Genomic DNA, 26,530 nt, shown 5'->3' on the forward strand with positions numbered 1-26,530 from the left:
CAAATCTGCGTGCCGACCGGCACTGGACATGGGCAGTCTATTCAGCAGTACTGATCACCCGGCTGAAGGGCTGCCCCGTGAACCGAGCGCTCCCCGTAGTACGCCTCCGTGTTCCCACCGACGAGGACGCCTTCGCGTGGCACCGGGTCTTCGACGACCCCGATGTCATGGAGTTCCACGGGGGCAGGTCGGCGGAACTCTCCGTCTACGAGGAACTCACCGCCCGCCAACGCCGGCACGACGCCGAATACGGGTTCTGCCTGTGGACCATGCTCGACGAGTCGGACCAGGTCATCGGCTTCACGGGCGCCCAGCCGTGGCCGCAGGACTGGGGCCCCAAGGGGGAGATCGAGATCGGCTGGCGGCTCGGACGGGCCTACTGGGGGCAGGGGTACGCGACCGCGGCGGCCGGGTTGACGCTGGACAGGGTGCGCTCGGCAGGCGTGTCCAGCGTGGTCGCGATGGTCCTGTCCCGCAATGAGCGGTCCATCGCGGTCACCCGACGGCTGGGTATGCGGCTCACGGACGTCTTCACGACGCCGACGCTGGAGCAGGAGGGGCACTGCTACCGGCTTGATCTGTGACCGTCGACAGTTACAGAGGGTAGTAATTTGGCGTCGGAAATCACTTACTGCTTCCGGACGGTGCGCGGCCGGGGTTACCCTGCCCGTACCGCTGGGGGTGATGTCCGTGCGCACAACACCCAATACATCCGACGTGCGCGTGCCGAAGCTCGTCGGCCTGATGGCCATGGACGCGCGCGAGAGGGCGAGGGCTCACGGCGTGCTGCTCGCTGCGCCCGACCGGCCCGAATTCCATCTCACCCTCGTCGACTACGTCGTACGGCAGTATCCGCCGCCGGGGGTCGAGATACCGCGCGGTGCCTTCGTCACCGTGTGGTTCGACTTCGGGGAGGGGGAGGGCGGCGGAGGCGCGGGGGTGCGTGAGCCGCGGGTGCCGAAGCCTCCCAGGGGCGGGCTGGAGCGCGAACTCGACCGTCCCGGTGACGCGTTCGAGGCGATCAGGTGACCGGGAGGGCGAGCTCAGCAGCGGCGCGGGCTACGCCTCGTACACGGATTTCAGCTACAGCCGCTACGGCTGCAGCCGCTACGGCTACGGCTGCTTGAAGCCGCGGTGCAGGGCTACTACCCCGCCCGTGAGGTTGCGCCAGGCGGTCTTCGACCAGCCCGCGTCGCGCAGCAGTTCGGCCAGGGCCGGCTGGTCGGGCCAGGCGCGGATGGATTCGGCGAGGTAGACGTACGCGTCGGGGTTCGAGGAGACCGCGCGGGCGACCGGGGGCAGGGCGCGCATCAGGTACTCCGTGTACACCGTGCGGAAGGGCGCCCAGGTCGGGTGCGAGAACTCGCAGATCACGACCCGCCCGCCGGGGCGCGTGACCCGGTACAGCTCCCGCAGTGCCGCGCCGGTGTCCTGGACGTTGCGCAGCCCGAAGGAGATCGTCACCGCGTCGAAGGTGTCGTCCTTGAACGGCAGCTTGGTGGCGTCGCCCGCCGTGAAGGGCAGCCAGGGGTTGTTCCGCTTGCCGACCCTGAGCATGCCGAGGGAGAAGTCGCAGGGGACGACGTACGCGCCCGTACGGGCGAAGGGGAGGGAGGACGTGGCCGTACCGGCGGCCAGGTCGAGGATCTTCTGCGCCGGGCGGGCGTCGACCGCCTTCGCGACCTCCTTGCGCCACACACGGTCCTGGCCGAGCGACAGCACGTCGTTCGTGAGGTCGTACCGTTCCGCCACGTCGTCGAACATCGAGGCGACTTCGTGCGGCTGCTTGTTCAGGGATGCGCGGGTCACGTGCCCATTGTGGCAGTAGGTACGCCACGTCCTCCCGGCGGCACGGGTGCGGGGCGGGACTGGCCGGGGCGGCCCGGGCGTACCTGGCGCGCTCGGCATGAACCACTCAGAACGCCTGCGCGAGCGGGATGTCGTGAGGTCGTAGGAGCCCGTCTCGGCCCATGACGGCGAATGCGACAGCGCGTCGGCGCTGGCCAAGGCCTACGGAGCCGCCCTGGACACCGCCGGTTCGACCCAGGCCGACTTCGACGTCGAGGGCGACACGCGCACCGACTGCGCGTCCGTCGAGCTGCGTTCGAAGGCGATCGCCCTGCTGCAGAAGGAGCGCACCGACCTGAGCGTCACGACAACACCTCCCTGCAGGTGTCCACCGTCAACATCATGACGATGAACTACAGCAGCGAGTACGCCGGCGACATGGGCCAGTACGCGCTCACATCAGCGGCGGCGACGCACGACCAGCTTGCCGACATCTTGGGGCTCTCGGAGGCGGGGGCTTTTGCGGTGGTGCTTTCGGGATGAGTGAGGTTAAGAGGGTTGCTTGCCTTTCAGGTGCGGGTTCGTGGGGGCTTTCGCGCACTTCCCCGCGCCCCTGAAAGACGACCCTCACCGGCGTCTGTGCACCAGGCGACCCGCGCAGACCGTCGCTATGCACGCCCCGTCCTCGTCGAAAACGGCAAGGTCGGCTCGTTCGCCGTCGACGATCGTCGGGATCCGTGTCCGCGTCAGTACGGCGACGTCGTTACGGGCGGCAGCTGATCGCAGGTCCGGTGAGGTGGCGTACTCCGCCAGTACCGCCACCGCGCCCCCCTTGAGCACGGCGTGCACGCGTTCTCGCGGGGTCGGGGCGTCCGGGAGCGGGCCCTCGTGGACGAGCCCCGGGCCCAGCACGCCCGGCCAACGCCGGATGCGTGCCCCCGGGAACCGCTCCGCCACCTCGGTGAGCGGACCCACGGCGGCGACCCGGTTGCCGTCGACCGCGACGGCGCCGTCCTTCAGCGGGTCAGCACCCGGGGTGGTACGCACCTCGTCGGCGGCGTGAATCGTCAGCACAGGAAAGCCAGTTGGTCGGTTGCCAGTCGGTCGGTCGCTCAGTTGCTGGCGAGGAGCTTCAGCTCCGGGTGGGCCGTGCCGCCCTCGATCGCGGTGGACGAGATGTGGGACATGACGCGCTCGTCGACCGGGTCGTTCGCCGGGTCGTCGTGGACGACGATGTGCTCGTACGTCGTGGCCCGCTGGGCGGGGACGCGGCCCGCCTTGCGGATCAGGTCGATGATCTCCATACGGTTGGAGCGGTGCTTGGCACCGGCGCTGGAGACGACGTTCTCCTCCAGCATGATCGAGCCGAGGTCGTCCGCGCCGTAGTGCAGGGACAGTTGGCCGGCTTCCTTGCCCGTGGTGAGCCACGAGCCCTGGATGTGGGCGATGTTGTCCATGAAGAGACGCGCGATGGCGATCATGCGCAGGTACTCGAAGATCGTGGCCTGCGTACGGCCCTTGAGGTGGTTGTTCTCGGCCTGGTAGGTGTACGGGATGAAGGCCCGGAAGCCGCCCGTCCGGTCCTGTACGTCACGGATCATCCGCAGGTGCTCGATGCGCTCGGCGTTGGTCTCGCCGGTGCCCATGAGCATGGTGGACGTCGACTCGACGCCCAGCCCGTGCGCGGTCTCCATGATCTCCAGCCAGCGTTCGCCGGACTCCTTGAGGGGCGCGATGGCCTTGCGGGGGCGCGCGGGGAGCAGCTCCGCGCCGGCGCCGGCGAAGGAGTCGAGGCCGGCGTCGTGGATCCGGGTGATCGCCTCCTCGACCGAGACCTTCGAGATCCGGGCCATGTGCTCGACCTCGCTCGCCCCCAGGCTGTGGATGACGAGCTGCGGGAACTCGGCCTTGATCGCGGCGAAGTGCTTCTCGTAGTACTCGACGCCGTAGTCCGGGTGGTGGCCGCCCTGGAACATGATCTGCGTGCCGCCGAGTTCGACGGTCTCCGCGCACCGGCGCAGGATGTCGTCGAGATCGCGGGTCCAGCCCTTGGCCTTGTCCTTGGGTGCGGCGTAGAAGGCGCAGAACTTGCACGCCGTGACGCACACGTTCGTGTAGTTGATGTTGCGCTCGATGATGTACGTCGCGATGTGCTCCGTACCCGCGTACCGGCGGCGGCGTACGGTGTCGGCGGCCGATCCGAGCGCGTGCAGCGGGGCATCGCGGTAGAGGTGGAGCGCCTCTTCGGGGGTGATCCGCTCGCCTGCCGCGGCACGGTCGAGGACGGCTGTGACATCAAACGACATGGGGGCGGCGTTCTCGGTCACCGGGCGTCCCTTCGGCAGGCGTGAGGCGGACCGTTCCAGCGTACGTCAGCGTCCCGTCCCGCCTCACGTCAGGCCGCGTAGGCCCCGATCAGCAGCCCGACGAACGCGCCCGCGATCAGGAACGGGCCGAACGGGATGGACGTCTTGCGCCCGGCGCGCCGCGCGACGACCAGGGCGAGACCGTAAAGGCCGCCGAACAGGAACCCGGCGAAGGTGCCGAGCACGACACTCCCCCAGCCGTACCAGCCGAGCATCGCCCCCAGCCCGAGGGCGAGTTTCACATCGCCGAAGCCCATGCCGCCCGGGCTGATGAGGAAGAGCACGAAGTACGCGCCCCCGAGCACCAGGCCGCCCAGCAAGGAGGTGAGCCAGTCGCCGGCGTGCTCGGGCAGCAGCGCGGCGACGCCCAGCAGGACGAGGGCGGCGGCGGCCAGCGGCAGGGTCAGCGGGTCGGGCAGCCGCTGCACCCGGAAGTCCACGACCGCGAGCAGCACCCCGACGGGCGCGAGCAGCAGCCAGGCGCCGAGCTCGGGCCGGGTACCGGTCGCGGCGGCTAGCGCGGCACACACGAGCGCGGTGGCGAGGGCGAGGAGGGGGGTGCTGGGCCCGTATGAAGCATTCGTAGCTCCGTACGAAGCATTCGTGACTCCGTACGAAGCATTCGTGACTCCGTACGAAGCATTCGTGACTCCGTACGAAGCATTCATAGCTCCGTCGCTGCTCTCGCTCTCGCTTCCGTCGTACGAGGGGCCGGCCGCGCCCGGCGCGAGGTGCCCGGCGTCCTGCTGGTCCTTGCCGCTGCCCGTACCGGCGCAGGTCGTGCAGCGCGCCAGGCCCAGTCGGCCGCCCAGGGGGTGACCCTGCGGGCAGCGGTCCCGCCAGGTCTCCTCGGGTGGGACGGAGAACCGGTAGGCGGCGCGGGGTACGAGCGTCCCGGCCGCCGCGCCCCAGAGGGCGGCGGCGACCACGATCAGCTGGTCGACGCTCATCCGACAGCGCTCATCCCACGGCCGCCGCGCCGTCGCGCCACGTCGGCAGCAGCTCGTCGAGGAGCGCCTCGGTACGGGGCGGCAGGCCGCGCGCACCGCTGCGGCTGATCAGGTCGGCGGCGACCTGCTGAAGCTTGTCGGTGTCGCCGGTGGCGTGGGTGGCGCGCAGGAGTTCGTGCCACAGCCGCTCGTCGCCGGGGGCGGAGTTGAGTGCGGCGGTGAGCGCCTCGATGGCCCGCTCGGCGCGGTTCTTCACCAGGTGGAACTCGGCGAGCGCGAGCCCGATGTCCGCGACCAGCAGCGGGAGTTGGGCGTCGATGATCTCGTGCGTGAGCCAGCCGTAGCGGCCCTCGGCACGGTCGGCGAGCAGCGGCCCGCGCACCAGCGCGAGCGCGTCGGTCAGCAGCCGGCCGCGTACGACCCGGCTGTCGACGCCCTTGCCCTGCGTGGCCTCGTGGTAGAGGGAACGCAGCACATCGAGGTCGGACACGACCGACTTGGCGAGCGTGAGCCGCCCGTTGGCGTCGGTGGCGAGGCGCGGGGTGCCGTCGGGGTCGTTGCCGAGCCAGACGCGCAGCCGGTCGAGAAGCGCCTCGCGTACGTCGTCGGTGACACCGCGCGGCCAGAGCGCCGAGGCCAGTACGCGCGGGTGCACACCCTCGCGGTGCAGCAACAGCAGTGCGAGCGCCTCGTGTTGGAGCGGGCTGCGCTCTCCGTCCGGTGTGTCGAGGCCGATGATCTCGTACGGGCCCACGAGTCGGGCGTACACCGCCGGCCGCCCCTGCTCGCTGATGTCGACGAGGAAGGGGGGTGTCGGCGCCGGTCCGTCCGGGGCGTGTTCGGGGTCGGCGTCGACGAACAGCTCGACGATCGCCCGCTGTTGGGCGACGGGCAGTACCTGGGCGTCGAGTTCGAGGCCGAGGAGGGGCGCGAGGAGCTTGCCCTCGCTGGTGATCTCCATCTCCCAGGCTGCGCCCGGCAGATCGCCGCTGTCGGTTCCGACGAGGTATCCGATGCCCAACCGGCTTGCGTCGGCGGCGAGTTCGGCGAGCTTGACGGCGTCGTCGGCGGCGGGTTCGGCGGCGAGGAGGACGAGGTGGGGGGCCCAACGGGTGTGCTGGGCAGGCCCGGTGCGGCCGGTGAGGACCGAGTCGTGACCGGCGGCACCGAGCGCGCCGCGCCGCTGCCGGGTCTCGGCCTCCATCGCCTCGACGAGGGCCTCGATGTCGTCGAGGTGGCGCAGCCGGTTGGGGGCGAGGGGGGTGAGGTCCTGGCCGAATCCGACGAGGGTGATGGTCATGCGGTCCGACCACCCGTTGGTGGCCAACTCGGCGGCGACGGAGGCGAATACGGCGGCCCGGTCGGACTCGCTGCCGCTCAGGGAGACGATGCCGGGCACCGACTCCAGGTTGAGCAGCAGACGCGAGTCGTCCATGGTCCCGAGGCTGACGAGGCCCGGGTAGGGAGCGGCGGTGTCGACATCCTCGTAGCGCTCGGCGTCGGTGCGGGACAGCAGCCAGAAGGTTTGGTCCTGACCGAGCTGCCACGGGGCCGGGGGCTTTCCGGCGGGCTGGGCGAGCTGGAGGTGCAGGTCACCGTTGCTGAGCCAGGCTGCGTAGACGGTGGGGAGCGGACGGGACTCTCCGGCGAGGGAGGCGGCCAGGCCGCGCAGTGAGCGGTCCAGCAGGCGTACGCCTTCGGGGTCGGCGCCGATGAGGAGCGCGTCCTGGGCGTCGGCGGCGGCACCGGTCGGCGTGGGGGGCTCCATACCGCGCCGCCCGCCGACCGCGCCGAGGGCCGACTGCCACAGTGCCTGCCGGCGCCGGCGACCGAGGGCGCCGAGCAGACCGGCGGCGAGAAGGGGGGCGCCGACCAGGGCTTCGGGGAGACCGAAGGAGAAACCGGCGCCGGTTTCGGCGGAGGTCGCGGTCTCCGCTGCCGCGTGCTGCTCGTGGGTCACGGCGGGCGTGGCCTGGGATCCGCCGGTCGCGTGGCGCTGGCCGCCGAGGCTGATGCGGGTGGTGTGGGTGTCGAGGGAGGCGGTGCCGCCCTGCTGGCCGCCGCCGGCTGGTTGAGCGTGGTCGCCGGTCTGGGCGTACTGGTTGATCTGCTGGGCGACCTGCGGGGTGACGGTGGAACCGGCGTCGGGAGCGGTGACTCCGGTACCGGTGTTGGTGCTGGGCATCTCGACGAGGTCGCCGCCGCGGGCGTCGCCGGGCATCTGCATGATCCAGCCGGGCCGGATCAGACTGGCCTCGGAGAGCCGCGAACCGTCGGGCTGCACGCGGTCCTTGTTGAGCTGGTAGATCTCGCCGTACCGGCGGCCGTCGCCGAGGTGGCGTTGCGCTATCTCCCAGAGGGAGTCGTGGTGCCGGCCCTCGGGCGGCTGGATCCGGTAGTACTTGGTGTCCTCGGCCTTGACCGACGGTCCCCCGACCTCCGCGTGACTTGCGGCGTCGGCGGCCTGTTGGCCGAGCGCGGCGGCGGTACTGGCCGCCTGTTCCTGCTGCTGCGCGAACATCCCGCTCAGTGAACCGCCGGGCGTGGCCTGCGCGGAGGCGACGGTGCCCTGCTGGTTCCCCTCCATGCTGTGCCCGAGCTGCGAGAGCCCAGGCGTGAGAGAGGCGGCCGTGGCACCCACGAGCAGCAGCGCGGCGACCAGTTGCCGCGCGAGCAGCTGACTCGGCCCGGCTCCGGGCACGCGGCCCGGCATCCCGACGCCGGACAGCGCGGCCTTCACCTCGACGAGCACGCACGCGGTGAACTGGGCCCACGCGATCCACACGATGACGCCGAGGATGCCTTGGAACGTCTTGACGGTGATTTCTTCCTGGAGCCAGTCCAGGGAGGGCGACCCGTCCGGGAAGGGCCAGCCGATGGTCACGGCGAGCGTGTAGGGCACCCCGACGAGCAGCCCGAGGAGGGCGACGAAGGCGAGAAACGCCTTGACGAAGTCACCGAAGCTGCGGCGCCGCCTCGGCAGGGGCTGCGGAGTCCGGTTCCTCGGCGTCGACGAACTCCCTGACCTCGGAGCGTTCCCCGGACCCGGAGCGTTCCCCGGACCCGGCGAGCCTCCCGTCCGGCTGCCCGTGGGGCTTCCCGTCCGGCTTGAAGTGCTGCGTCGCGGCATGGCGGGTGTCCTGGGTTCGTGTCGTGTGGGGTGGGAGCGAGATGTGGGGGTGCGCTGAGCCTATCGGGATCTTATTTCGGGCGCGGGGGTCGGTCGATACAGGGGCCGATGGTTACAGGGACCGTTCGCAACCGCCACGACACACTTCTCACGGTCCCCACACAACCCCCTGGCGGCACACAAATGCCCTCTACGCACCCCTGATAGCTTCGTTCTCTGCCGTACACACGCACGCCCAGTCCACCAGTCCGACCCCGGGGGAGATCAACCGTGGCCCGCCGCGCCCTGTCCGTCACCGTCACCACGCTCACCGCGACAGCGGCCCTTCTGCTCGCCGGATGCGGCGGGGGCGACGACAACTCGTCGCCGGACGACATCAAGGGGGCGGATTCGGGGGCGAGCAGCCCTTCGGCTTCTTCTTCGGCGTCAACGTCCACGCCGGCTGGGGTCACACGTCCGGTGGTCACGCTCCCAGATGACTTCCAGCTGACGTTCGAGAACTGGACAAGCGGCGATCCCGAGGAGCAGGCACTCCTCACCGACGCCAAGGAACAACTCCGGGCCGGGTACGCGTCGATCATCGCGAACAAGCCCGACGGCATTGCAGCCCTTGCCTTTTACGACACTGAATCGGGTCTTTCGCAGGACCGACAGTGGATCAAGACATACACGGACAAGAGCCTCACGGTGTTCGGCAAACTGCCCGCGTTCGACCCCAAGGTCACCATCGGCAAGAACAAGACCTCGGCAGCCCTCTACTACTGCACAGACGAGAGCAAGGCCTACTCGAAGAACCGCAAGAACGGCCAGGTGGAGGGAAATCCCGCCGGGACAGACCCTCAGATCTTCTACACGGCCAGCCTGGCGAAAAACGAACAGGGCGTCTGGCAGAACGTGTCGATCCGTTCGGAGCGGGGCGCTTGCTCGCGATGAGGCACCTTCGCGGATGGCCGCCGCTGACGGCCGTGTCGCTCGTCACGATCATTCTTGCGTCGTCCTCGGCCCATGCTGTCGGAGGTGGTGGCGTCAACGGGTCGACCGACGACAACAGAAGCATCTCCGCCTCGGCCCGCTCCAGAATCAAGGTCACCCAAGTGAGCGGCCCCACCGGAGGGAAGCAGGGCACTCTCTCGTCGGTCGACGTGAACTGGAAGCCGCCGCCCTGCTGGTACGAGCCCGTCTTCACTCCTGCGCAGCTGCAGAGCTTCTCGGAGGGCAACGGCGACGGTGACGTCAGTCTCCGCCAGGGGTGGCTGGGAACAAGCCTGTGGACCGATCACTTCAGAGACGAGAAAAGCGCCGCCAACTATTTCGCCGCCCCGTCGACTGTCGCCGGCTACAAGGACTACAACCTCGGCAAGGACGGCTACTTCTGGCGCGGAGTCGCGCCGCGCGTCTCCGAGGTCGACGACACGTCACTGTGCGGCCGGCTCATGTTCTGGGAGAACGTCGGCGTCGTCCCCGACGTGCCGAACGCGCCCACCTCAAAGACCCTCGCCGAGTACGCCTACGACAAGGTCAAGGTTCCCGCGACCGAGATCGAGGTGAGGCCGGAGGCCAGGGCGACGGTGAATCTCCCGACGTGGGTCTGGCTGGACAAGGGCACGTTCGACGAGGTCAAGGTCCGTGCTGAGCTGCCGAACACCGGCCTGTGGGCGGAGACGACCGCCAAGCCGGTCGCCCTGCACCTGAACCCCGGCACTGAGGACGCGGAAACCTACCCCGCCTCCGGCGACTGCGGGATCGACGCCGACGGCTCGATCGGCACCCCGTACACACCGGGCAACTCCGACAAGACCCCACCCTGCGGCATCAGATACCTACGCGCGACGGACGGCAGCCCCTACCGGCTGACAGCCTCCATCACCTGGCAGATCACGTGGGTGGGCAGCGACGGCACCGGGGGCGACCTCCCGAACGGCGTCTTCGAGACGGCCCAGGACATCGCCGTACAGGAGATCCAGTCCGTCAACCGCTGACGCGGACCCAGTTCCGGCGGCCGGGGCGGATCAAAGGGTTCGAGTGAAACCCGCCGGGTCCTTCTGGCAGATCCGGTGCATGCCTTCGTACAGGCGTGCCGACCATCCGCCCCTCCTTTCGGCGTTGGTGGTCCCAGTGCGCGGGAACGCAAGGATCTCTGGCCACCATGTCCCCACGGTTGTGACCAGGCTCTGCAGTTCGGGAAGGCGGCGTCGGCGCATCGGCGGTAGAACCGGTACAGCAGGTACACACTTTCCGGGACAACAGGGGCAGGTCGGCCGCACAATGACGTCGGGCGACAAGGGGGGACGAAGTGGTCGAAGGCCGATCGGTGACTCCCTTCCCGGTGAGGCATCAGCGTGCCGACGTACCGCGTCCCGCTCAGGCCCCCGTCCCGGCAAGCCTGCTGAACGAATGCCCAGCAGGCACGAACACAGGCACCAAGCGGCCAGCGGTTAGCGGTTAGCAGCCAGCAGACGGATGGAAACCCAGGGGGGAAAGTGACGTGGCGCAATCTTGGTTAGCGCTCCTCGTGGCGCTCGTCGGCGTAGTGGGCACCCTGAGCGCGGCGCTCGTCACTCAGGTCAGGGCCGACCGGGTCAAGCGGCTGGAGATCGACACGCTGCGCGGGCAGCACGCGGAGGATCGGGCACACGAGGAGCGGATGCGCGCGCTGGAGCTGGCGGACGCCCATGAGCAGCGGATCGAGCTGCGCCGGGCTGAGGAACGTGCCCGGCTGCGCGCCTGTTACGTCGCCTTCAACGCCGCGGCCCGGCAGTACCAGACCACGCAGGTCAACGTGTTGCACGTGCTGCGCACCGGCGCGGACGTGAACGATTGCGTCATGGCCATGGAAGAGGCCCGCACGGCGTTCCGCGCGAGCTACGCGGAAGCGCAGATGCTGTTGCCTGGCCCGGTCCTCGATGCGGCGTCGGTGGTGAGCCGTAGGCTGAACGACCACTACGGCGCGCTGAAGAAGACCCTGGCCGACGCCCCCCGCTCTCCGGCCCCGCCCGAGTGCGAGCAGCGGGTCCAGTCCGCCTGGGTGACGCTGACCGAACTGCGCCGGACGATGCGCCGTGACCTGCGCGTCGACGACGCGGCGCCCTGAGCCGCCCCGCACGGCTACTGCCCGTGGTGTGCGAACGCGGACCACACCTCCAGTTCGTCCGTACCGCGCTGCTCCGCCTCCCTGAACACGCTGTCGTACGCGGCGAGTTCGTCCGGCACGGTCCGATGCGGGTCCAGCATCCACAGTTGGGCGGCGCGCAACGCGTCTCCGGCCGGGTCTCCGGCGCGCAGCCGGTGGTGGAGGACGAGCATGAGTGCGGTGGTCCGCGGGTCGTCGGCCACGTCCCAGCGCGACCCGACCACCGCGGTCGCGCCGGCGCTGAGGAAGGCCGTGGCCAGCGTGAGCGCCTCGTCGTGATCACTGACCGTCAGATCGCTGGTGCAGTTGGCGAGGACGACGGTCCCACCGGGCGTCCCGGGGTCGCGATCGACGGCCCCCGCGAGCACGTCCGCGACCGTGACGTACTGCCCGGCAGTGAGCCGGAGCACCGAGTCCGCGGGCGAAAGCCCGGTGTCGGCATGGCAGTTGACATGAAGTACGGCGGTCGGAACTCGGCTGCGGCCGGGCAGGAACGTACTCAGGGACTCCGGCAGGGGAGGCAGCGGTGGCGGCGCGTCGGCGGGGGCGTGCTCGCCGAGGCCGCCGACGACCCGTGTCCCCTTGTACAGCGAGCCGACCAACGCGGCTTCCCGGTGCATCCTCCAGGAGCCCTGCGGGTCGGCGACGACGGCCACCGATCCCGTACCTGGCCGGGCGCGGGGCCGGTCGGCCACCTCCATGAGCTGGCGGGCGGTGGCGCAGTACCTCAGCGCCGCCAGCTGGCACGCGTATGCCGCCCCGGCCCGGCCGTCCGAACAGCGGGCCGCGTGCCAGGGCACCGCGCCGAGCGCGCCCACCGGCGCCAGCACCAACCGGGGCGTACGGCCGTACCGGGTGCGGGATGCGGACAGCACCGGGCCCATCGCCACCTCGCCCGCCCAGGAGCACAGCGCGTCGAGCGCGTCCCGCCACCGCTTCTCCAAGCGCGCGAGTCGGCGTTCGTAGTTGGTGTGCATGACCTCCGGATCGCCGGAAGCGGGCCGGTCGTCGGCGCGGGCGGCGCTGCGGAACGCCTCGGCGGCACGGTCGTAGGCGCCGAGTGGGCTGTCCGTGGAGACGACGAGGCCCGGCAGCGCGAGGGATTCCACCGTGCCGGTGGCACTGACGACCACCGCGTGTCCGGCGGTCGCCACGCCACCGCCCGTCTCCGCGTCCTCGCCGGGCACGAGGTAGACCAGCGCGTCGCACCCGAGACGACGTAGCGCCTGGCCGACCCGGCCCGGCCTCGGCGCGGACACCAGCCGCCTCTCGGCGGCGCTCCCGGCGAAGGCCTGGAGGACCTGGCGGCGCAGCCCATCGGAGACGCCGTGCCGCTCACCGCCACCCCCCGCGTCCTCCCAGCGCCGGGCCAGCTCGCCGTGCCCGCCGTCGCGCAGCAGTTGCGGCACCGTTACGCCGACGGTGGCGGCGTTGAGGACGAGTCCGCGTCCGAGTTCCAGCGCCTCGTACGCCGTGCCGGGCTCCTCGTCCTCCAGGCTCCAGTGCAGGAGACGGAGCATGTCGGACGCGACCGCGCGGGCGACCTCCAAAGCGTGTCCCGTGCCGGACTGGAGCAGGACCGCGCGGCCGTGTGCGTTCAGCAGCGCCCGGGCCGTGTCACGGGCGTCCCGACGGTGCCCGGCGTCGGTGGGGCCATGGGCGCGGTGCGCGTCGGCGAGCGCCCGGAGGACTGCCCGGGCGAGCGGATCACCGGGGGCTGTGTGCAGCACCGCCCACCGGTCGCGCAGCACCCGCAGCGCCCGGTCGAGGTCGGCCGCGTCGCCGGTGCGCCCGTGGCGGGTCAGCAGCAGAACACTCAGGCCGTATGCGCAGCGGCTGCGGGAGCCGTGGTACCCGTGCGAGCCGTGCTCCGTCTCGGTGCCGAGCACGGTGACAGCGCGGTCGAGCAGGGCGTCGACGGCTTGGTCGTGGATGTGGTGCGGGTCATCGGTGCCGGTGACCCGCATGTGCCCCGTCCGGTGCAGGTCGCAGAGGGTGGCGGCAGCCCTGAGGAGCAGGCTCGGGCGCTGCATGCCCTCTTCCGGGCAGGCGGCGGCGATGTCGAGGAGTTCCTCGGCGGCGGTTCGCGCGGCCATCAGGTCGCCGGTGTTGACAGCCTGCCCCACCTCACTCCGAATGAGCTCGCCGCGCAGGGCCGGGCGCCTGGGGTGGCCGTCCGGGAGCGCGCGGAGTGCGTACGCCGCGTCCGCGGCCGGGGACGCGGAGTGGTTCAGGGTGGTGTGCGCCGCCGGTCCCGTGAAGACGACGGCGAGCAGTTCGGCGCGGAAGGGAGCCGTCCACTGCGGGGGCGTCGGCCGGAAGAGACGTGCGGGCACCCGGGGGTCACCGGCGGCCACGAGGAGTTCGCTCAGCGGGGGCAGCACCACGTCCTCGGAGGTGCGCTTGAGCAGAGCGCCGTAGGCGCGGGCGGCGGCGTCGAGGTCGGTACGGTCGCCGAGAATGAGGTGCCGGTCCAGGAGCAGCCGGGCCAGGAACTCGGCGCAGCGGTCCGCGAGTGCGGTCTCGGTGGAGACCGGGACGTCGGCCGTACCGAGGGTGGCCACCGCCCTCCGCGCGAGGGCGACAGCGGTCTCCAGGTCCTGGCCGTCGCGGTCCCGCAGCCAGCGGTGATGGTGCAGCACGGCCAGGGTCGCGGCGGCGGGTGCGCTCATCGGCTCCTGGGCGCCGACCAGTTCGGCGACCCGGGTGGCCGGGACCGCGAACGGGTCGGGCGTACCGTCACCGAGCAGCACTGCCGCGCCGAGGTCGAGCACCGGGACCGTGCGGAGGGCCGCCGGACCGCCGGACGGGTCCGGCCTGGTGTGGTCGTGTGCCGGCTGTCCGCTCCGCGGCCCGTGAGTGCCGGCCGCCCGGGACAGGTCCCCGGTCGCCGGTGTGCCCGGTGCCTTCGGTTCCTTCGGTTCCTTCGGTTCCTTCGGCGAGATGCCCAGGAAGAATCCGAGGAGCCGCCCTACGTCGCCCGAACCGAGCCGGTTCAGGGCGGCCACCATGGGTGGACGCAGCGGCGATTCCTGGGGGAGCAGGGCGATCGCCTCCCTGAGCGCGGACCGTGCGGCCCTGCGCTCGACGTCGGTGGCCTCGCCCGCCTCCTCGACATGGAGCCCGAGGACGCCCGCGACTCCCAGCATGATCGCCCGCAGGCCGGTCGCCTCGGCCTCCAGCCGGGGTATGGCCCGCCGCAGCCGTTCCGACCAGGCCCGGGAATCGGCCACGGAGGGTTGAACGTTCGGGGAACGCAGCAGCCGCACCATGACGAGGAGGAAGGCGAACAGGGGCTCCTCCTCGTCGGACGAGCTGAGTAGCGCGTCGAGCAACTGCACGTCGTCCTCGACCGTCGGGAATCCGGACACGTCGGGCAGCGCCGGGCCGTTCCGGTCGGCCGTCGCGCGCACGAAGGGTTCCGCGTACCAGACCCGGTACATCAGGGCGATGAGGAACGAGCCCCTGAAGTCGGCGTCCCCCAGTCCGTCCCGCTCGGGCAGACGTTCCATCGCCACCCGCATGCAGCGCAGCGCCTCGCCCAGCACCGCGGGTTCGACCGCGGGCAGCCGACAGGCGAAGTCCAACAGCAGCCCGACACCGAGGAACCCCTGTGCGTAGAGGTGGAGTTCGTCGTCGTGCGGGTAGAGCCCCACCCCGGTGCGCAGCAGTTCGACGGCCTCGCGGACATCCCGCACGACGTCCGGCGCGGTGCGTTCGATGGCGATGACGGAATCCGGCCGCCCGCCCCTGACGGCCTGTTCGACGACACCGTAGGCCAGGGGCATCCCCCGTCGTACGGCACGCTGCCCGAGCACGATCGCGGCCTTGAGGACGGCTTCGGCCCGGTCGTCGTCCTCCGGCCCGATGAGGGGGACGAGCTGCCGCGCGCACACCGCGAGCCGGTCGTGGTCCCGGTCGCCCAGCACGCCTTCCGACAAGTCCAGCCAGAGCAGTTGGACGAGGGTGTCGAAGTACGACACGAACTCGTCGTCCACCGCCGCACCATGAGCCGCGGGATTCCCGCTCGCACCGGCGGCGCGTGCGCCAGGCCCGGACGGGTCCGCCGGCCGCGCGGCGGGGTGGGCCGCCAACACCGCCTCCACCAGTTCTACGGCGGCCCCGCGGTCCTGCGCCGGCGCGGGGTCGCCGGCCCGCTGCGCGCGCCGGTTCTCCTCGGAGCGCGAGCACAGGGCGTGGACCAGACTTTTCTTCAGGCCGAGCGCGATCTCGTTCTTCAGGCCGGGACGAGCGAGCGCCGCCCGGTACCAGTCGACGACCCGGCCCTGGTGCCGCTGGGTGGTGGAGAGTTCGAGCAGCAGGTCGCACAGGAACGTGCCCAGTTCCGCCGCGCTCTCCGGGTCGTCGTCGAGCAGCCCCGGCGTCAGGTCGAGGAGGGTGAGTGCCTCCTCGGCCCCGGCTTCGGCTGTGGCGGGAGACGGGTCGGCGCGGACGCGGTCGTCGAGGTCCAGAACGGAGAGCTGTACGAAGTCGAAGGTCACCACGGGCTCCAGCGAGGTGTCGAGGTCGTCGGCCGCCCTCGCGTCGCCGAGCAGGGTGATGGCCCTTCGGCGGTCGGCGAGCCGTTCGGGGTTGCGGTGATCCGCGCAGCGCGAGCGGTCGGACAGGACGAGGCCGAGGACGGCCCGGCACCGGGCGGGTTCGGCGACGAAAGCGTGGTCAGGTCCATCCAGGAGGTCGCCCAGCAGCCGGACGATCAGGTCCGCGTCCGCCTCGCGAGCCGCGCCGGGCTCGGAGCGGCTCAATCGGTCTGCCACGTGGAAGGCCCATGCGCAGGTCAGGTCGGCCCGCGCGAAGCGCTCGGATTCCGGTCCGCCGTCGCCGGACAGGTCGGCGGCGAGCGTGCACACGGTGGCGAACCGCTCGCGCAGGCGGCCGAGCCGATAGCCGGCCGGTTCCCGCGCGCAGCGCATCGCCGCGGCCGCCAGGGACATCTCGTACAGCACGTAGCGTTGCTCGACATCCGTGACCGTGTCGCACAGCGCGGCGAGCAGGGTCTCGGCTGCACCCAGTTCCCGGGGGACCGGCCCCGCGGCCGACTGCGTCCCGGCCTCTGCCACCAGTGACCGCTCGGCGGCCTCCAGCAGCTGGGCCACCCGCTCCAGCGGCTCCTCCTTGCCGGTACCGCCTATTCCGATCCCAGTCATTCCCCACCCCGATTCGGCATATGCCCATTCCGCACCCAGCCACTGCACGCGGCTCGCGGTGTTCCCCGCCGGACTTCCGGCCGGGGCTCCGGGGCGGGCTTCCGGAATTCCGTCGGCCAGGCCCGCCGAATGCTGTACACCCACCCAATTATCAAGACCGGCCAATTGCCAAAAGAACGGTACCTCACTACCGTACGGATCCATACCGATTCCAGAGGGGGGCGTATGGACGAGGATGAGGCACGACTCATCAGCGCGCTGACGAGAGATCGGCAGACGATACGAGAAAAACTCACCCCGGAGGACCGGAACCAACTCGACGCATTGCTCGAGCTGGCCGCCGAAGGGGGCGACGAGGGGCGGCAGCGGGCGGTGGCCCGGGCCGTCGCGGCCCACCTGCGCACCGCTCTGCCGGCGAAGGAGGTCCAAGCGCTCGAGCGGCGGTTCACCGACACGGCGTCGCCCCTGCCGCACGTACTGCTGGCCTCGTTCGCGTCGCTCGGCGACCGGTCGGCGGGGCCGGACGCGGGCGGGCCGGCCGCGCCGGACGGTGCGGAGACCCAACCCTCGCCGTACGAACGGTTGTTGGCGGAGCCCGCGCTCTCCGCGGACGACCTGAGAGACAACTTCGGTGTGGAGGCGATCGCTCCCGAGCTGATCCGCCTGCGTCGCCACGACGGCACTGAGGGGCTGCCGGCCTTCCAGTTCGACGGCACCGGCCGGCCCCGGGACGTGGTCGTCGCCGTCAATCGCCTGTTGGGCGCCGCGGAGGACCCCTGGGGGGTGGCCGACTGGTGGCTCGGCCCCAGCCCCTGGCTGGCCGCGGCCCCGGCGACGCTGCTCGGCAGGGGCCTGGACGGACAACTGCTCGCCGCGGCAAGCGTCGTGGGAGAGGAGGACTGACATGGCCCGAGGCGCACGACTGCCTGACAGGGGCACGGCCGAACCGAAGCGGGTCGACTGGGAGGCCGGCCGAGTCCTGTACAGGGTGCACTCGCGCAAGCGCGAGGCGGTCGAGTTCAACCCCACGCCCCAGGACCACCACTTCGGCGGCGGCCGGTTCGACAGCACCCCCAATGACCGCTACTCCTACCTCTATGCGGCGCCTGAACTGACGACGGCGCTGGCCGAGAGGCTGCTGCGCGACATCAGCTTCGACGGCACGAACCCCACCCGCGTCCTGCCGCGCAAGGAGCTGGAGGGCAAGCGGCTCTCACAGGTCCGGCTGGCTCGCGACGTGGCGCTGCTCTCGCTGCGCAGCATGTTCGACCTCAACGCCGTGCAACAGAACAACGACTGGCTGGTGCGGTCCGAGCCCACCGAATACGCCTTCACCCGCCGCTGGGCGCACTGGCTGCGTGCCGAAGCCCCTTGGGCGCAGGGCTTCCTCTACCAGTCGCGGCTCGCCTTCCCGAAGGTCTCAGTGGTGCTGTTCGACCGCGACGCGCACAACGATCTGTTGGAGGCCACCGACGAACCAGCGCGTGACCTCGACGAGCCGGACAACGTGCGGTGGATCGGCAGACGGCTGAAGCCGTTCCGGGTCGAGGTCGGGCCCCCGGACGCCTCGGACGGCACCGGGGCCTGACGCCGCCGGCCCGGCGACCTGCCCGCGACCTGTCCGCGACCGGGCTTCGCGCCCGGTCCGAGGCGAAAGCCGGGCGCCTTCCGGGTTCTTTCCGGGTATTTGGCCGAAACCGCAGACCGACCGCCCGTACCCGTGCATACTTTTTCATCAGTAACTGCCCGGGCTTCCACAGCCGCATCTTTCGGCGCGTCGATTCCGAACGCAATGACGTCCACTCGTCTCCCGCGCCGACAACGCATTGCCGCCTACAGCCGGACAGCGAAATAGGAATGCGGAAAACACGCCGTTCCCGTGCGGCGGCTCTTCGCCTATTTCTTCTTTTCCCTCTTCGATCACCGAGCCACGTCAGGACAGGAATGTCTGCATTCTCGAACGTAGAACGCCCCGCCGTGTTCCCCGTCTGCCTCTGCATCGACGTCTCGTACTCGATGGCGGGGCCGCCCATGACAGCCGTCAACGACGCCCTCCCCGAGATCAAGTCGGCGATCAAGGGTGACCCGGCCACCGGCGAGATCGCCCGCCTCGCCGTGGTGACCTTCTCCGACCGGGCCGAGACCGTCCTGCCCCTGACCGACATCGCGTACGCCGACATGCCCGTGCTCTCGCCACAGGGCGGCACCAACTTCGACAAGGGGCTGCGCGCCTCCGGTGACGCGCTGCGCGACGGCATCAAGGGCCTCGGCAAGGGCAGCGCCTACCACCAGCCGGTGATCTTCTTCATCAGCGACGGCGAGCACAACGCGGGCGTCGACTGGACCCACACCCGGGGGCAGATCACCTCCAGGGACGACAAGTACGGGGCGCAGATCGTGAGCTTCGGCTTCGGCCAGGCGAACCGGGACGCCATCCAACGGGTCTCGACGGGCTTCGCCTTCTTCACCGACGAGAGCGACCCGGGAACGGCCGTGCGCGAGATCCTGCGTACGGTGCTGAGGAGCATTCGGACGACTTCCAGCAGCTTCTCCTCGTCCACCGGGGGCGCGCTGACGGTGCCGCTCGACGGAACGAAGCTCACGCAGCTCCCGCTCGACCAGCGCACGGTGAACTGAGCGTGAGGCCCTTCCGTACATCCTTCAGAAGGCGCCGGGGCCGGCACACGGCTCCGGAAGCGGGCGACGGCGGCGACCGGAGCCCCGCGGCAGACCACGAGGCCGCCGTCCCGGACGCGGAACCCACCACGACGGACACCGGGGATGCCCGGCCCTCGGGTTCCCGGCACGGCGGCATCGGTGATCAGACAGCGGAGAGCCGGGGCCCGCTGCCCTCGACCGGGGCGCCGATCGGCACGGGCCCGTCCACGGCCGGCCCGACGACCGTGAGTCCACTCACCGCGGACACCTCGCCACCGGAGCCCGAGAGCGCCACCGTGGACAGCGTCTCCGTCTCGGACGACGTTCTCGCCCTCGGTTCGCCCGATGCCCTGATCGGCGCCGACGTCGACGCCGATGCCCGCGCATCCGCCGGAGAGCGCACGGCCCCCCTCACCCTTTCGTCCGTCGCCCCACCCCGCACTCTGCCCACCGACGCACCGCATGTGGGCGACCACCTGCAACCGCTTCCGCTCCCCCGCCTCTCGACGCCCACGACCTCGCTGCCCGGGCTGAGGGCGGACGGCGGGCTGCTGGGCGACCGTTGGCTGGGCGCGGCGAGCCTCGCCGGGCAGTCGCACCTGAACGGCGGCAGCACCGCACAGGACGCCTACCAGTTCACCCTCTCCGACGACGGCTCACTGCTGGTCGCGGCGGTCTGCGACGGCCTGGGGTCGCGTCCGTTGACCTCGCAGATCGGTGCGACCCTCCTGTCCTCCCTGCTGTGCGAGACGGCCCGCACGGTCACCGCCGGACAGCTCTCGGCCGACCCGCGCGCCGTACTGGGCGGTGTCCTTGACGCGGCATGCGCCCGGCTGGCGCAGTTGCGCACGGCAGGGACCCCCGGCCTGACGGACAGGGACCTGTCCTGTACGGCGGTCCTGGTACTGCTCCCGGCCACGGGCACCGGCTGGGCCACCCGGGTCGGGGACTGTGCGGTGATGAGGCTGGCCGGGGCGGAGTGGGAGACCGTTTTCCCCCGCGACGGCGGACCGGTCAACCGGGTCTCCGCCGCGCTGCCCCACCCCGCTCCCGCGAAGCTGGCCGAGTACGCCCCGCTGGCCGAGGAGAGCCCGGGCGACTGTCTGATCCTGGCCTCCGACGGGCTGGCGGAGGACGCCTTCGGCTCGCCCGCGGTACGCGACTGGCTCGCCGAACGGTGGGCACAGCCCTGCGACGCCGCCGCGATGGCGGACTCGCTGCGCTACCGGCGCCGTGGCTCGCACGACGACCGGACCGCCCTCGTGGTGTGGTCACGGCAGTTGCGGAACGGATGACCGATGCGCGCCATGAACAGCAGGCTCGGCCGCAGATACCAGGTCGAGCAGCACCCCTTCAACAAAGACGGCGGCCAAGGTCTGCTGTACCACTGCACCGACCCGGACGGAGTGAAGCGGGTCTACAAGGAGTACAAGGCTCCTGTGTCCTCGTCGTCCGAGGTCCACCGACTGTACGAGTTGGCTCTTCTCGGTCGGGAGGCCGTGCGTCGCGCCGAGAACGGCAAGGGTCCCGCGGCGCGCGGCGGGCTCGCCACGACCGCCGAATCGTCCATCAACTGGCCCATCGACGTGATCCACGGCAAGAACGGCAGCGTGGTGGGCGTGATGCTGCCCCTTATCCCGCAGTCCTTCATGTTCACGGACCCGGACGGCCATCAGGTGGCCCGTACGCTCGACTTCCTCTATCTGGCCCGGGCCGAGCCGCCGCCTCCCGCGGCACGTGTACGCCTCGGTGTACTGCTGCGGGTGTGCGACATCTTCAAGCAGTTGGAGGACTTGGAGCTCACCCACGGGGACCTGTCCGCGAAGAACCTCGTATGGCGCGAACAGGACACACACGCCTATCTGATCGACTGCGACGGGCTGACCTCGTGGAACAAGCCGGCCACGCACGGGGTCGCCACGCAGGAGTGGACGGACCCCCGCCGCATCGCCGACACGATCCCGGCACACGACCGGTTCAGCGACCGGTTCGCCCTCGCCCTGGTGCTCTACCGGGGCCTGTTCCTCAACCCGGGCGGTCCTCGCTGGCCGGCAGGACCCCGGAATGGGCGGTGGATCAAGCCCACGGGATTCCCCGACCGACTGGACCCGACGCTGCAACAGATGTTCAGCCGCGCGCTCGACGAGCCGTTCTCGACGAGCACGCGGCCCAGCGCGGCCGACTGGCATCGTGCCCTGCACACGGCCTTCCTCACCACCGGCAGCCCGCCCTCCTACCGTGACGGCGCGCTGCGCGTCCTGGACGACTACGCCGCCCAGCATCGACAGGCGGTCCAGCACCAGAAGGCCGCCCCGCGACCAGGGCAGAACCCGGCGAACGGCCTTCCCCTCCAGACGCCCCGGCCCCACCCGCAACCGCAGGTGCGACCGCGGCCACAGACACACATCACGCCGCCCGCGCAGCCGGTGCCGCAGGTGGCCCCCCGACCTCAGCCACGACCGCAGCCGGCGCCTGCACCAGCACCCGCACGTACCCGCCGACGCGGCGGCACACCGTGGGTCGTCACGGGGCTGGTGGCACTGGCGGCGATCGGCGGGGGCGTCCTCTGGTTCAAGAACAACTCCGCCGATCCGTCCACCGCGCTCCCGCTCCGGGCGGAGTCACCCTGCCCCACCACAGTGGCCGCCCGCATCCCGGACGGCTCCGGAGCGACACTGCTGCACACCTACACGACAGAATCGAACCTCATCCGGCTGTGCCAGACCGCGAGCGGAAAGATCTACTACGACGGCACCTGGCTCCACCCGGACGCCCGCCACAAGAAGTCCGAAGAGATCACCATCCCCGCCGAGCCCACCACGGACGGCTACCAGGCGCGCAACCACGGCTACCTGTACGTCATCAAGGACGGGTGGGTCATCATCCACCAGCCCAAGGGCGAGACAAAGAAGTACCGCCTCACCGAAGCCGATTGAGCATGCCGTCCCCAGTCGTCATGGCCGCCATGGCCGTCAGCGTCGCACCGCCTGGCTCACCGGCGTCTCGCGGCGAGTGCGTCCAGTACGGCGGCCGCGCTGACGGCATTGCGTGTCACCAGGTGCACCGACCAGTCGGGATCGGCCGCAAGGGCGATCTCCAGCGCCGCGAGAACGGCCTCCGCGCTCTCGCGCGCGGCAAGGCCGCCGCGCCCCGCGCCGAACAGGGGCAGCGCGACGGACCGCAGCGGGAGCCCGCCGGAATCCCGCTCCTCGCCCGCCAGCCTGAAAACACGTAGGACCGCCTCGGCGACGGCTTCCGGCGCTGTCTCGTAGCCGTTCCCGGTCGCGGACGGAGTGGTGACCGCCGCGTGGAAGATTCTGCGCACTCCGCGCGCCGCCAGTGCGCCCGCCGGGGTCACCGCCACCGTGCCGGGGGCCACGGGCAGCCCGGACGGCACCGAGCGCTCGCTCCAGGACCTCAACTGACGCGCGATCACATCGTCCACGATCCGCCCGCCGGCATCCTTCGTCGCCCCCGCCCGGCGCAGGCTCCCGGAGACCGTGCGGCGGAACGTCTTGGACATCTCGAAGTAGATGTTCTCCGACGAGACCAGCACATCGACGTCCTCGATCAGTTCGATGGGCGCGACGTGCAGGGTGATCGTCACCTCGCCGTGCGGAAAGCGCGTGGCCACCCGATGCAGCCCCGTCCGCACGGGCACAGGCTGTCCGGACGGCCCGGGCGCCGGGTACACCTCAGGCGTTTCGACCACCGGCGACGATGTCGGGGCGGGCACGCCGGTCCCCGGCATGGCCGCGTCCCCGTGCGTCACCGGCACGGCGGCCGCCACAGGTTCGGCTCCCGCCAGGATCGCCTCGGCGACCTGGCGGATGAGCAGCTTCTCGTGGTGCTTGCGAAAGCGATCGAAGCCGATGTCCGCCAGTTCGGCAGCCCTGTCCCGGCGCTCCTTGCCCGGCAGCGCACGCGTGCGTGGCAGCAGGCCGAAGGTCATCAGGCCCACCTCGCGCTGTCCGGGGTCGAGCCCGTCGACCGCGCGACGCAGTGCGTTCTCCACCGCGACCGTGTCGACCTCGACCTCCCCCTCCCCCGGTCCCGGCCGCCCGTCCGCACCGGTGGACGGCGCGAGCACTCCCGGCAGCTCGACTAGGGCTGCCTCGTGCAGCCGCAGCAACCCGAGCGCGCGAATCCTGTGCAGCTCCTGACTCAAGACGTCCACCATCGCCGCGTATGGCCTCGGCCCATCCCCCAGATCCATGTCCGAAAGCATGGTGGTACGCCTCACGCTCGGCAACGGAATCGCCGAACTCGCGCTCCAGAAAAGGATGAAGAGGCGAGCCGTTCGCCAGAACGCGGTAGCCGCTGGCGTTGGCCTGCCAGGTGTAGTCGGTCCTCTCAGGAAGGTCTTTGCCGCGTGTTCCCTGGGCGATGCCTTCGAGGAGGTGGAGCAACGTCGTGGATCGAGCCGTTCGGCTGGTTCCGGCCGGGACGGTTGTCGAGGTCGAGGTCGTCGAGCGGGCCCAGCGGTGCCGGCAGTCCCGGCAGTCCCGGCATCGGATCTCCCTCGACGACGGCGCTTCCCGCTCTTCTGCTCTTCTGCTCTTCTGCTCTTCTGCAGCCGCACGCCACAGCTCAGGCACAGCCTGCACCTCAGGGAACGAGGATGATCTTGCCGACGGCGGGGCGGTTGGAGGACTCCGCCAGTTGCATGGCCTCGGCGGCCTCGGCCAGCGGGAAGCGGGCGGCGATCTTCGCGGTGAGTACGCCGTCGCTGAGCAGGCCGAAGACATGGGTGAGGTCGGTGCGCATCCGGGCCCGGAACGCCTCGCGCTTGGCAGAGTCGGGCTTGCCGGCGCCCGCCCAGACGTCGTAGAAGCTGGCGTGCTTGCCGGTAGGCAGGTAGTTCCAGAACGCCAGCTTGGCCAGCAGCGGCAGGAAGTCGAGCAGTATGGGGCGGGTGTCGTCGAGGGCTGCCGCGATGCTGTACGAGACCAGGGTGCCGGTGCGGTTGAGCAGCCGGTAGGAGAGGCTGACGCTCGCGCCGCCGAGGTGGTCGAACACGGCGTCCACGCCGCCGGGGGCCAGTTCCCGGACGCGGGCGGCGAGGTCGGGGTCCCGGTAGTCGATCGGCTCCACGCCCAGGTCGCGCAGCGCCTCGTGGTGACGGAGGCCGGCCGTGCCGATCACGCGGGCGCCGGCGTCCCGGGCGAGTTGCACCAGGACCGAGCCGACACCTCCGGCGGCGCCCGTGATGAGCACGGTCTGCCCTGCCCGTACCTTCGCGCTGCGGTGCAGCATCTGATAAGCGGTCAGGCCGTTGACGATCAACGTCTCCGCGTCGTCGGGGTGGATTCCGTCGGGTACCTCCACCAGGTCGGCGGCGGGCAGCAGGGCTGCCGTGGTCCAGCCACCGGTCTTGGTCAGCGCGGCGACCCGGCGGCCGAGCAGGGCGGGGTCCGCTCCGGGTCCTACGGCCTCGACGACACCGACGAGGTCGTAGCCGGGCACGAACGGGAAGGCGGGCTGGCCGTAGTAGCGGCCCCGGCGCATCGCGCTCTCGGCGAAGGACACGGCGGTCGACTCGACGCGCACCAGCGCCTGACCGGCGGCGGGCGCCGGCAGCTCGCGCTGGACCAGCCGCAGACCGGACGGTGCGACCTTGCCCGGCAGCACCACCTCGGTGGCGGTCACAGTGGCCTCGGTGGCTGCGTTCGTCTCGGACATGGTCGACTCCTCGTAGACTCTGCGACTGTTCGTCACTCAGTTAATGGCCGTAACTCTGCACCTGTACGTCATGTAGCGTCAAGCCATAACCAGCAGCGAGGTGCACGTTTCACCCTGGCCGGACGGAAACCGCCCCGACGTGAGTGATGGGCGAGTTGGACACAAAGTGCAGGTCAGAGAGCTGTTTGCGAGCCAATCGTTACGGATCGTTGCGCAACGGCAGTGCGTGAAAACTCTTACGATCCGTTACGATGCGACGATGAATAACACTCCGCAGACCATGGGCAGGCGCGAGCGGCTACGGGCCCAGACGCTCCAGGAGATCGAGGACGTGTCGTTCGCGATCATCGACGCGGACGGCGTACAGGCACTGTCGATCGCGGCGCTGGCCCGGAGCATGGCGATGTCCGCGCCGGCGGTCTACCGCTACTTCCCGTCGCGGGACGCGCTGGTGGCGCACCTGGTGACGCTGTCGTATCAGCAACTCGCCGCGGCGATGAGCCAGGCCGTGGAGGGCGGCAGGAAGGCGCCGCGCACGCGGGTACGGCTGGTGGTCACCGCGTACCGCGACTGGGCGCTGCGCCACCGGCGGCGCTACGGGATGCTGTTCGGCGAGCGGGCCGGGGAGCTGCCCGACGAGGTCACCACGCAGACCCCGCTGGATCAGGCGATGGCGTTCCTGATCGACACGCTGGTGGCCGTCCAGGACACCGCGCCGACCGACAGCACCAGCGGCGACCGCACACTGGACGGGCAGCTGCGGCGCTGGGCCCGTTCACAGGAGCGACCGGACGTCACACCGGGCGTGGCCCTCGCCGCCAACCTGATCTGGACGCGGGTCCACGGCATCGTGAGCCTCGAACTCACCGGCGTGTTCGACAACCAGGCGGTCGAGGCACAGCGGCTGATCGACCTGGAGATCGACAGCGCGATCCAGTCCCTGCGGCCGCCCGGCACCGGCGCCTGACGGACTCGGCGTGCTGAATCTGCTGGCGCGGAAGGGGCTAGTCGACGAACCGGAACGTCGACGTGATCGCGTCGAAGATGTCGAAGAAGGACTCCGCCAGGTCCAGCACCTGGCTGCTGCCCGCCACCAGCGCGGCCTTGCCCTCCTGACCCGGCACCGGGATGAACGTCTGCGTCAGGACGGCCCGGATGGTGCGGCCGAGTTCGTCGCCCGGTACGGCGATGTCCTCGACGCCGTAGCACGCGCCGCCGGGCCGACGCCCGGGATGTCGACGGTCGTGACCTTGCGCCAGGAGTCTTCCTCCCGCTTCGCCTCCTTGACCGCCAACTGGGCAGCGATGGCCGCCGGGTCGGTGGAGAGGGGCATGCCGTCCTGCGTACGGTCGCCGGCCATCGAGACAGTCACCGAGCCGGTGATCGGGGTGTCGCCGCCGAAGCTCTCCGCCATGCAGCCGCAGTACAGCGCGCCCGACTTCCACGCGTCGGCCGCCGCCTTCTGAAGGAACGTGGTGTACGTGTCGCGGTACTGGGCCAACTCCGGTCGCTGCCTCAGCCGTTCGTCCACCGTGCGCCGGATGGAGTCGTCCCGTGACTCGGGGCGTACGTCGAACTCCCACCACGACTCGGGCACCTTGGTCCGGAACCCACCTCGCTCGACCGTCCGCGCTTCGCTGTAGCGGGCCATGTCCTCA

The 26,530-nt window shown here is 70.7% G+C and carries 19 protein-coding genes and 2 pseudogenes; 12 read left to right on the forward strand and 9 right to left on the reverse strand.

Annotated elements, in window-relative coordinates:
- Positions 1–77 precede the first annotated feature (77 nt).
- Positions 78–584 carry a GNAT family N-acetyltransferase gene (locus QA861_RS42455; RefSeq protein ID WP_334594257.1) on the forward strand — a complete coding sequence of 169 codons (507 nt, stop codon included), beginning with the start codon at positions 78–80 and terminating at the stop codon, positions 582–584.
- A gap of 100 nt (positions 585–684) precedes the next feature.
- Complete coding sequence (locus QA861_RS42460; RefSeq protein WP_334594258.1) at positions 685–1,029, forward strand: PASTA domain-containing protein; 345 nt, start codon at positions 685–687, stop codon at positions 1,027–1,029.
- 84 nt (positions 1,030–1,113) lie between these two features.
- Here QA861_RS42460 and QA861_RS42465 read toward each other — a convergent pair whose 3' ends face one another.
- The gene (locus tag QA861_RS42465; protein ID WP_006380727.1) at positions 1,114–1,809 is read right to left on the reverse strand and encodes a demethylmenaquinone methyltransferase; all 696 of its coding nucleotides are present in this window, start codon (positions 1,807–1,809) and stop codon (positions 1,114–1,116) included.
- Between the two features lie 172 nt (positions 1,810–1,981).
- Here QA861_RS42465 and QA861_RS42470 point away from each other — a divergent pair.
- A pseudogene (locus tag QA861_RS42470) lies at positions 1,982–2,310 on the forward strand (glycoside hydrolase family 18 protein); the annotation flags it as partial.
- 105 nt (positions 2,311–2,415) lie between these two features.
- Here QA861_RS42470 and QA861_RS42475 read toward each other — a convergent pair.
- The 4 genes from QA861_RS42475 to QA861_RS42490 all read right to left on the reverse strand — a co-directional run bounded on the left by QA861_RS42475 (position 2,416) and on the right by QA861_RS42490 (position 8,234).
- A complete protein-coding gene (locus QA861_RS42475; RefSeq protein WP_334594259.1) occupies positions 2,416–2,862 on the reverse strand; it encodes an imidazolonepropionase-like domain-containing protein in 447 nt (148 codons plus the stop codon).
- Between the two features lie 38 nt (positions 2,863–2,900).
- A complete protein-coding gene (mqnC, locus tag QA861_RS42480; RefSeq protein ID WP_319090500.1) occupies positions 2,901–4,094 on the reverse strand; it encodes a cyclic dehypoxanthinyl futalosine synthase in 1,194 nt (397 codons plus the stop codon).
- An 89-nt stretch (positions 4,095–4,183) separates the two neighbouring features.
- Positions 4,184–5,104 carry a prepilin peptidase gene (locus QA861_RS42485; protein ID WP_334594261.1) on the reverse strand — a complete coding sequence of 307 codons (921 nt, stop codon included), beginning with the start codon at positions 5,102–5,104 and terminating at the stop codon, positions 4,184–4,186.
- A gap of 10 nt (positions 5,105–5,114) precedes the next feature.
- The gene (locus tag QA861_RS42490) at positions 5,115–8,234 is read right to left on the reverse strand and encodes a BTAD domain-containing putative transcriptional regulator (protein WP_334594263.1); all 3,120 of its coding nucleotides are present in this window, start codon (positions 8,232–8,234) and stop codon (positions 5,115–5,117) included.
- Between the two features lie 270 nt (positions 8,235–8,504).
- On the opposite strand from QA861_RS42490, the gene QA861_RS42495 reads away from it, so the two are divergent.
- The 3 genes from QA861_RS42495 (at position 8,505) to QA861_RS42505 (ending at position 11,325) form a co-directional block, all read left to right on the forward strand.
- On the forward strand, positions 8,505–9,167 hold the full coding sequence (locus tag QA861_RS42495) for a hypothetical protein (RefSeq protein ID WP_334594265.1): 663 nt from the start codon (positions 8,505–8,507) through the stop codon (positions 9,165–9,167).
- Positions 9,164–10,213 (forward strand): hypothetical protein, encoded by a 1,050-nt coding sequence (locus QA861_RS42500; RefSeq protein WP_334594266.1) that lies wholly within the window; start codon positions 9,164–9,166, stop codon positions 10,211–10,213. Before QA861_RS42495 ends, QA861_RS42500 begins: the two co-directional genes overlap by 4 nt.
- Before the next feature lie 506 nt (positions 10,214–10,719).
- Complete coding sequence (locus tag QA861_RS42505) at positions 10,720–11,325, forward strand: hypothetical protein (RefSeq protein ID WP_334594267.1); 606 nt, start codon at positions 10,720–10,722, stop codon at positions 11,323–11,325.
- Between the two features lie 14 nt (positions 11,326–11,339).
- Here QA861_RS42505 and QA861_RS42510 read toward each other — a convergent pair whose 3' ends face one another.
- Complete coding sequence (locus tag QA861_RS42510) at positions 11,340–16,532, reverse strand: CHAT domain-containing protein (RefSeq protein ID WP_334594268.1); 5,193 nt, start codon at positions 16,530–16,532, stop codon at positions 11,340–11,342.
- A 225-nt stretch (positions 16,533–16,757) separates the two neighbouring features.
- Here QA861_RS42510 and QA861_RS42515 point away from each other — a divergent pair, with 225 nt between their 5' ends.
- The 5 genes from QA861_RS42515 to QA861_RS42535 all read left to right on the forward strand — a co-directional run bounded on the left by QA861_RS42515 (position 16,758) and on the right by QA861_RS42535 (position 22,126).
- Positions 16,758–17,435 carry a DUF3168 domain-containing protein gene (locus tag QA861_RS42515; protein ID WP_334594270.1) on the forward strand — a complete coding sequence of 226 codons (678 nt, stop codon included), beginning with the start codon at positions 16,758–16,760 and terminating at the stop codon, positions 17,433–17,435.
- 1 nt (position 17,436) lies between these two features.
- Complete coding sequence (locus tag QA861_RS42520) at positions 17,437–18,120, forward strand: RES family NAD+ phosphorylase (RefSeq protein ID WP_334594271.1); 684 nt, start codon at positions 17,437–17,439, stop codon at positions 18,118–18,120.
- Between the two features lie 356 nt (positions 18,121–18,476).
- Positions 18,477–19,169, forward strand: coding sequence for a vWA domain-containing protein (locus QA861_RS42525; protein WP_334594272.1), 693 nt, complete (start codon positions 18,477–18,479; stop codon positions 19,167–19,169).
- A 2-nt stretch (positions 19,170–19,171) separates the two neighbouring features.
- Positions 19,172–20,485: a protein phosphatase 2C domain-containing protein gene (locus QA861_RS42530; RefSeq protein WP_334594274.1), complete on the forward strand. Its 1,314-nt coding sequence runs from the start codon at positions 19,172–19,174 to the stop codon at positions 20,483–20,485.
- Positions 20,486–20,488: 3 nt separating this feature from the next.
- Positions 20,489–22,126: a hypothetical protein gene (locus tag QA861_RS42535; protein ID WP_334594275.1), complete on the forward strand. Its 1,638-nt coding sequence runs from the start codon at positions 20,489–20,491 to the stop codon at positions 22,124–22,126.
- A 56-nt stretch (positions 22,127–22,182) separates the two neighbouring features.
- Here QA861_RS42535 and QA861_RS42540 read toward each other — a convergent pair whose 3' ends face one another.
- Both QA861_RS42540 and QA861_RS42545 read right to left on the reverse strand, forming a co-directional pair.
- Positions 22,183–23,358, reverse strand: a complete 1,176-nt coding sequence (locus tag QA861_RS42540; protein ID WP_334594276.1) for a macro domain-containing protein — start codon at positions 23,356–23,358, stop codon at positions 22,183–22,185.
- Positions 23,359–23,798: 440 nt separating this feature from the next.
- Positions 23,799–24,872 (reverse strand): medium chain dehydrogenase/reductase family protein, encoded by a 1,074-nt coding sequence (locus tag QA861_RS42545; protein ID WP_334594278.1) that lies wholly within the window; start codon positions 24,870–24,872, stop codon positions 23,799–23,801.
- Positions 24,873–25,131: 259 nt separating this feature from the next.
- Between QA861_RS42545 and QA861_RS42550 the strand changes: the two genes are divergently transcribed.
- Positions 25,132–25,839: a TetR/AcrR family transcriptional regulator gene (locus tag QA861_RS42550; protein WP_334594280.1), complete on the forward strand. Its 708-nt coding sequence runs from the start codon at positions 25,132–25,134 to the stop codon at positions 25,837–25,839.
- A 37-nt stretch (positions 25,840–25,876) separates the two neighbouring features.
- Here QA861_RS42550 and QA861_RS42555 read toward each other — a convergent pair.
- Positions 25,877–26,523, reverse strand: a pseudogene (locus QA861_RS42555) (hypothetical protein).
- Positions 26,524–26,530: the final 7 nt, after the last annotated feature.

The organism is Streptomyces sp. B21-083 (genome assembly GCF_036898825.1).
GTDB lineage: Bacteria > Actinomycetota > Actinomycetes > Streptomycetales > Streptomycetaceae > Streptomyces.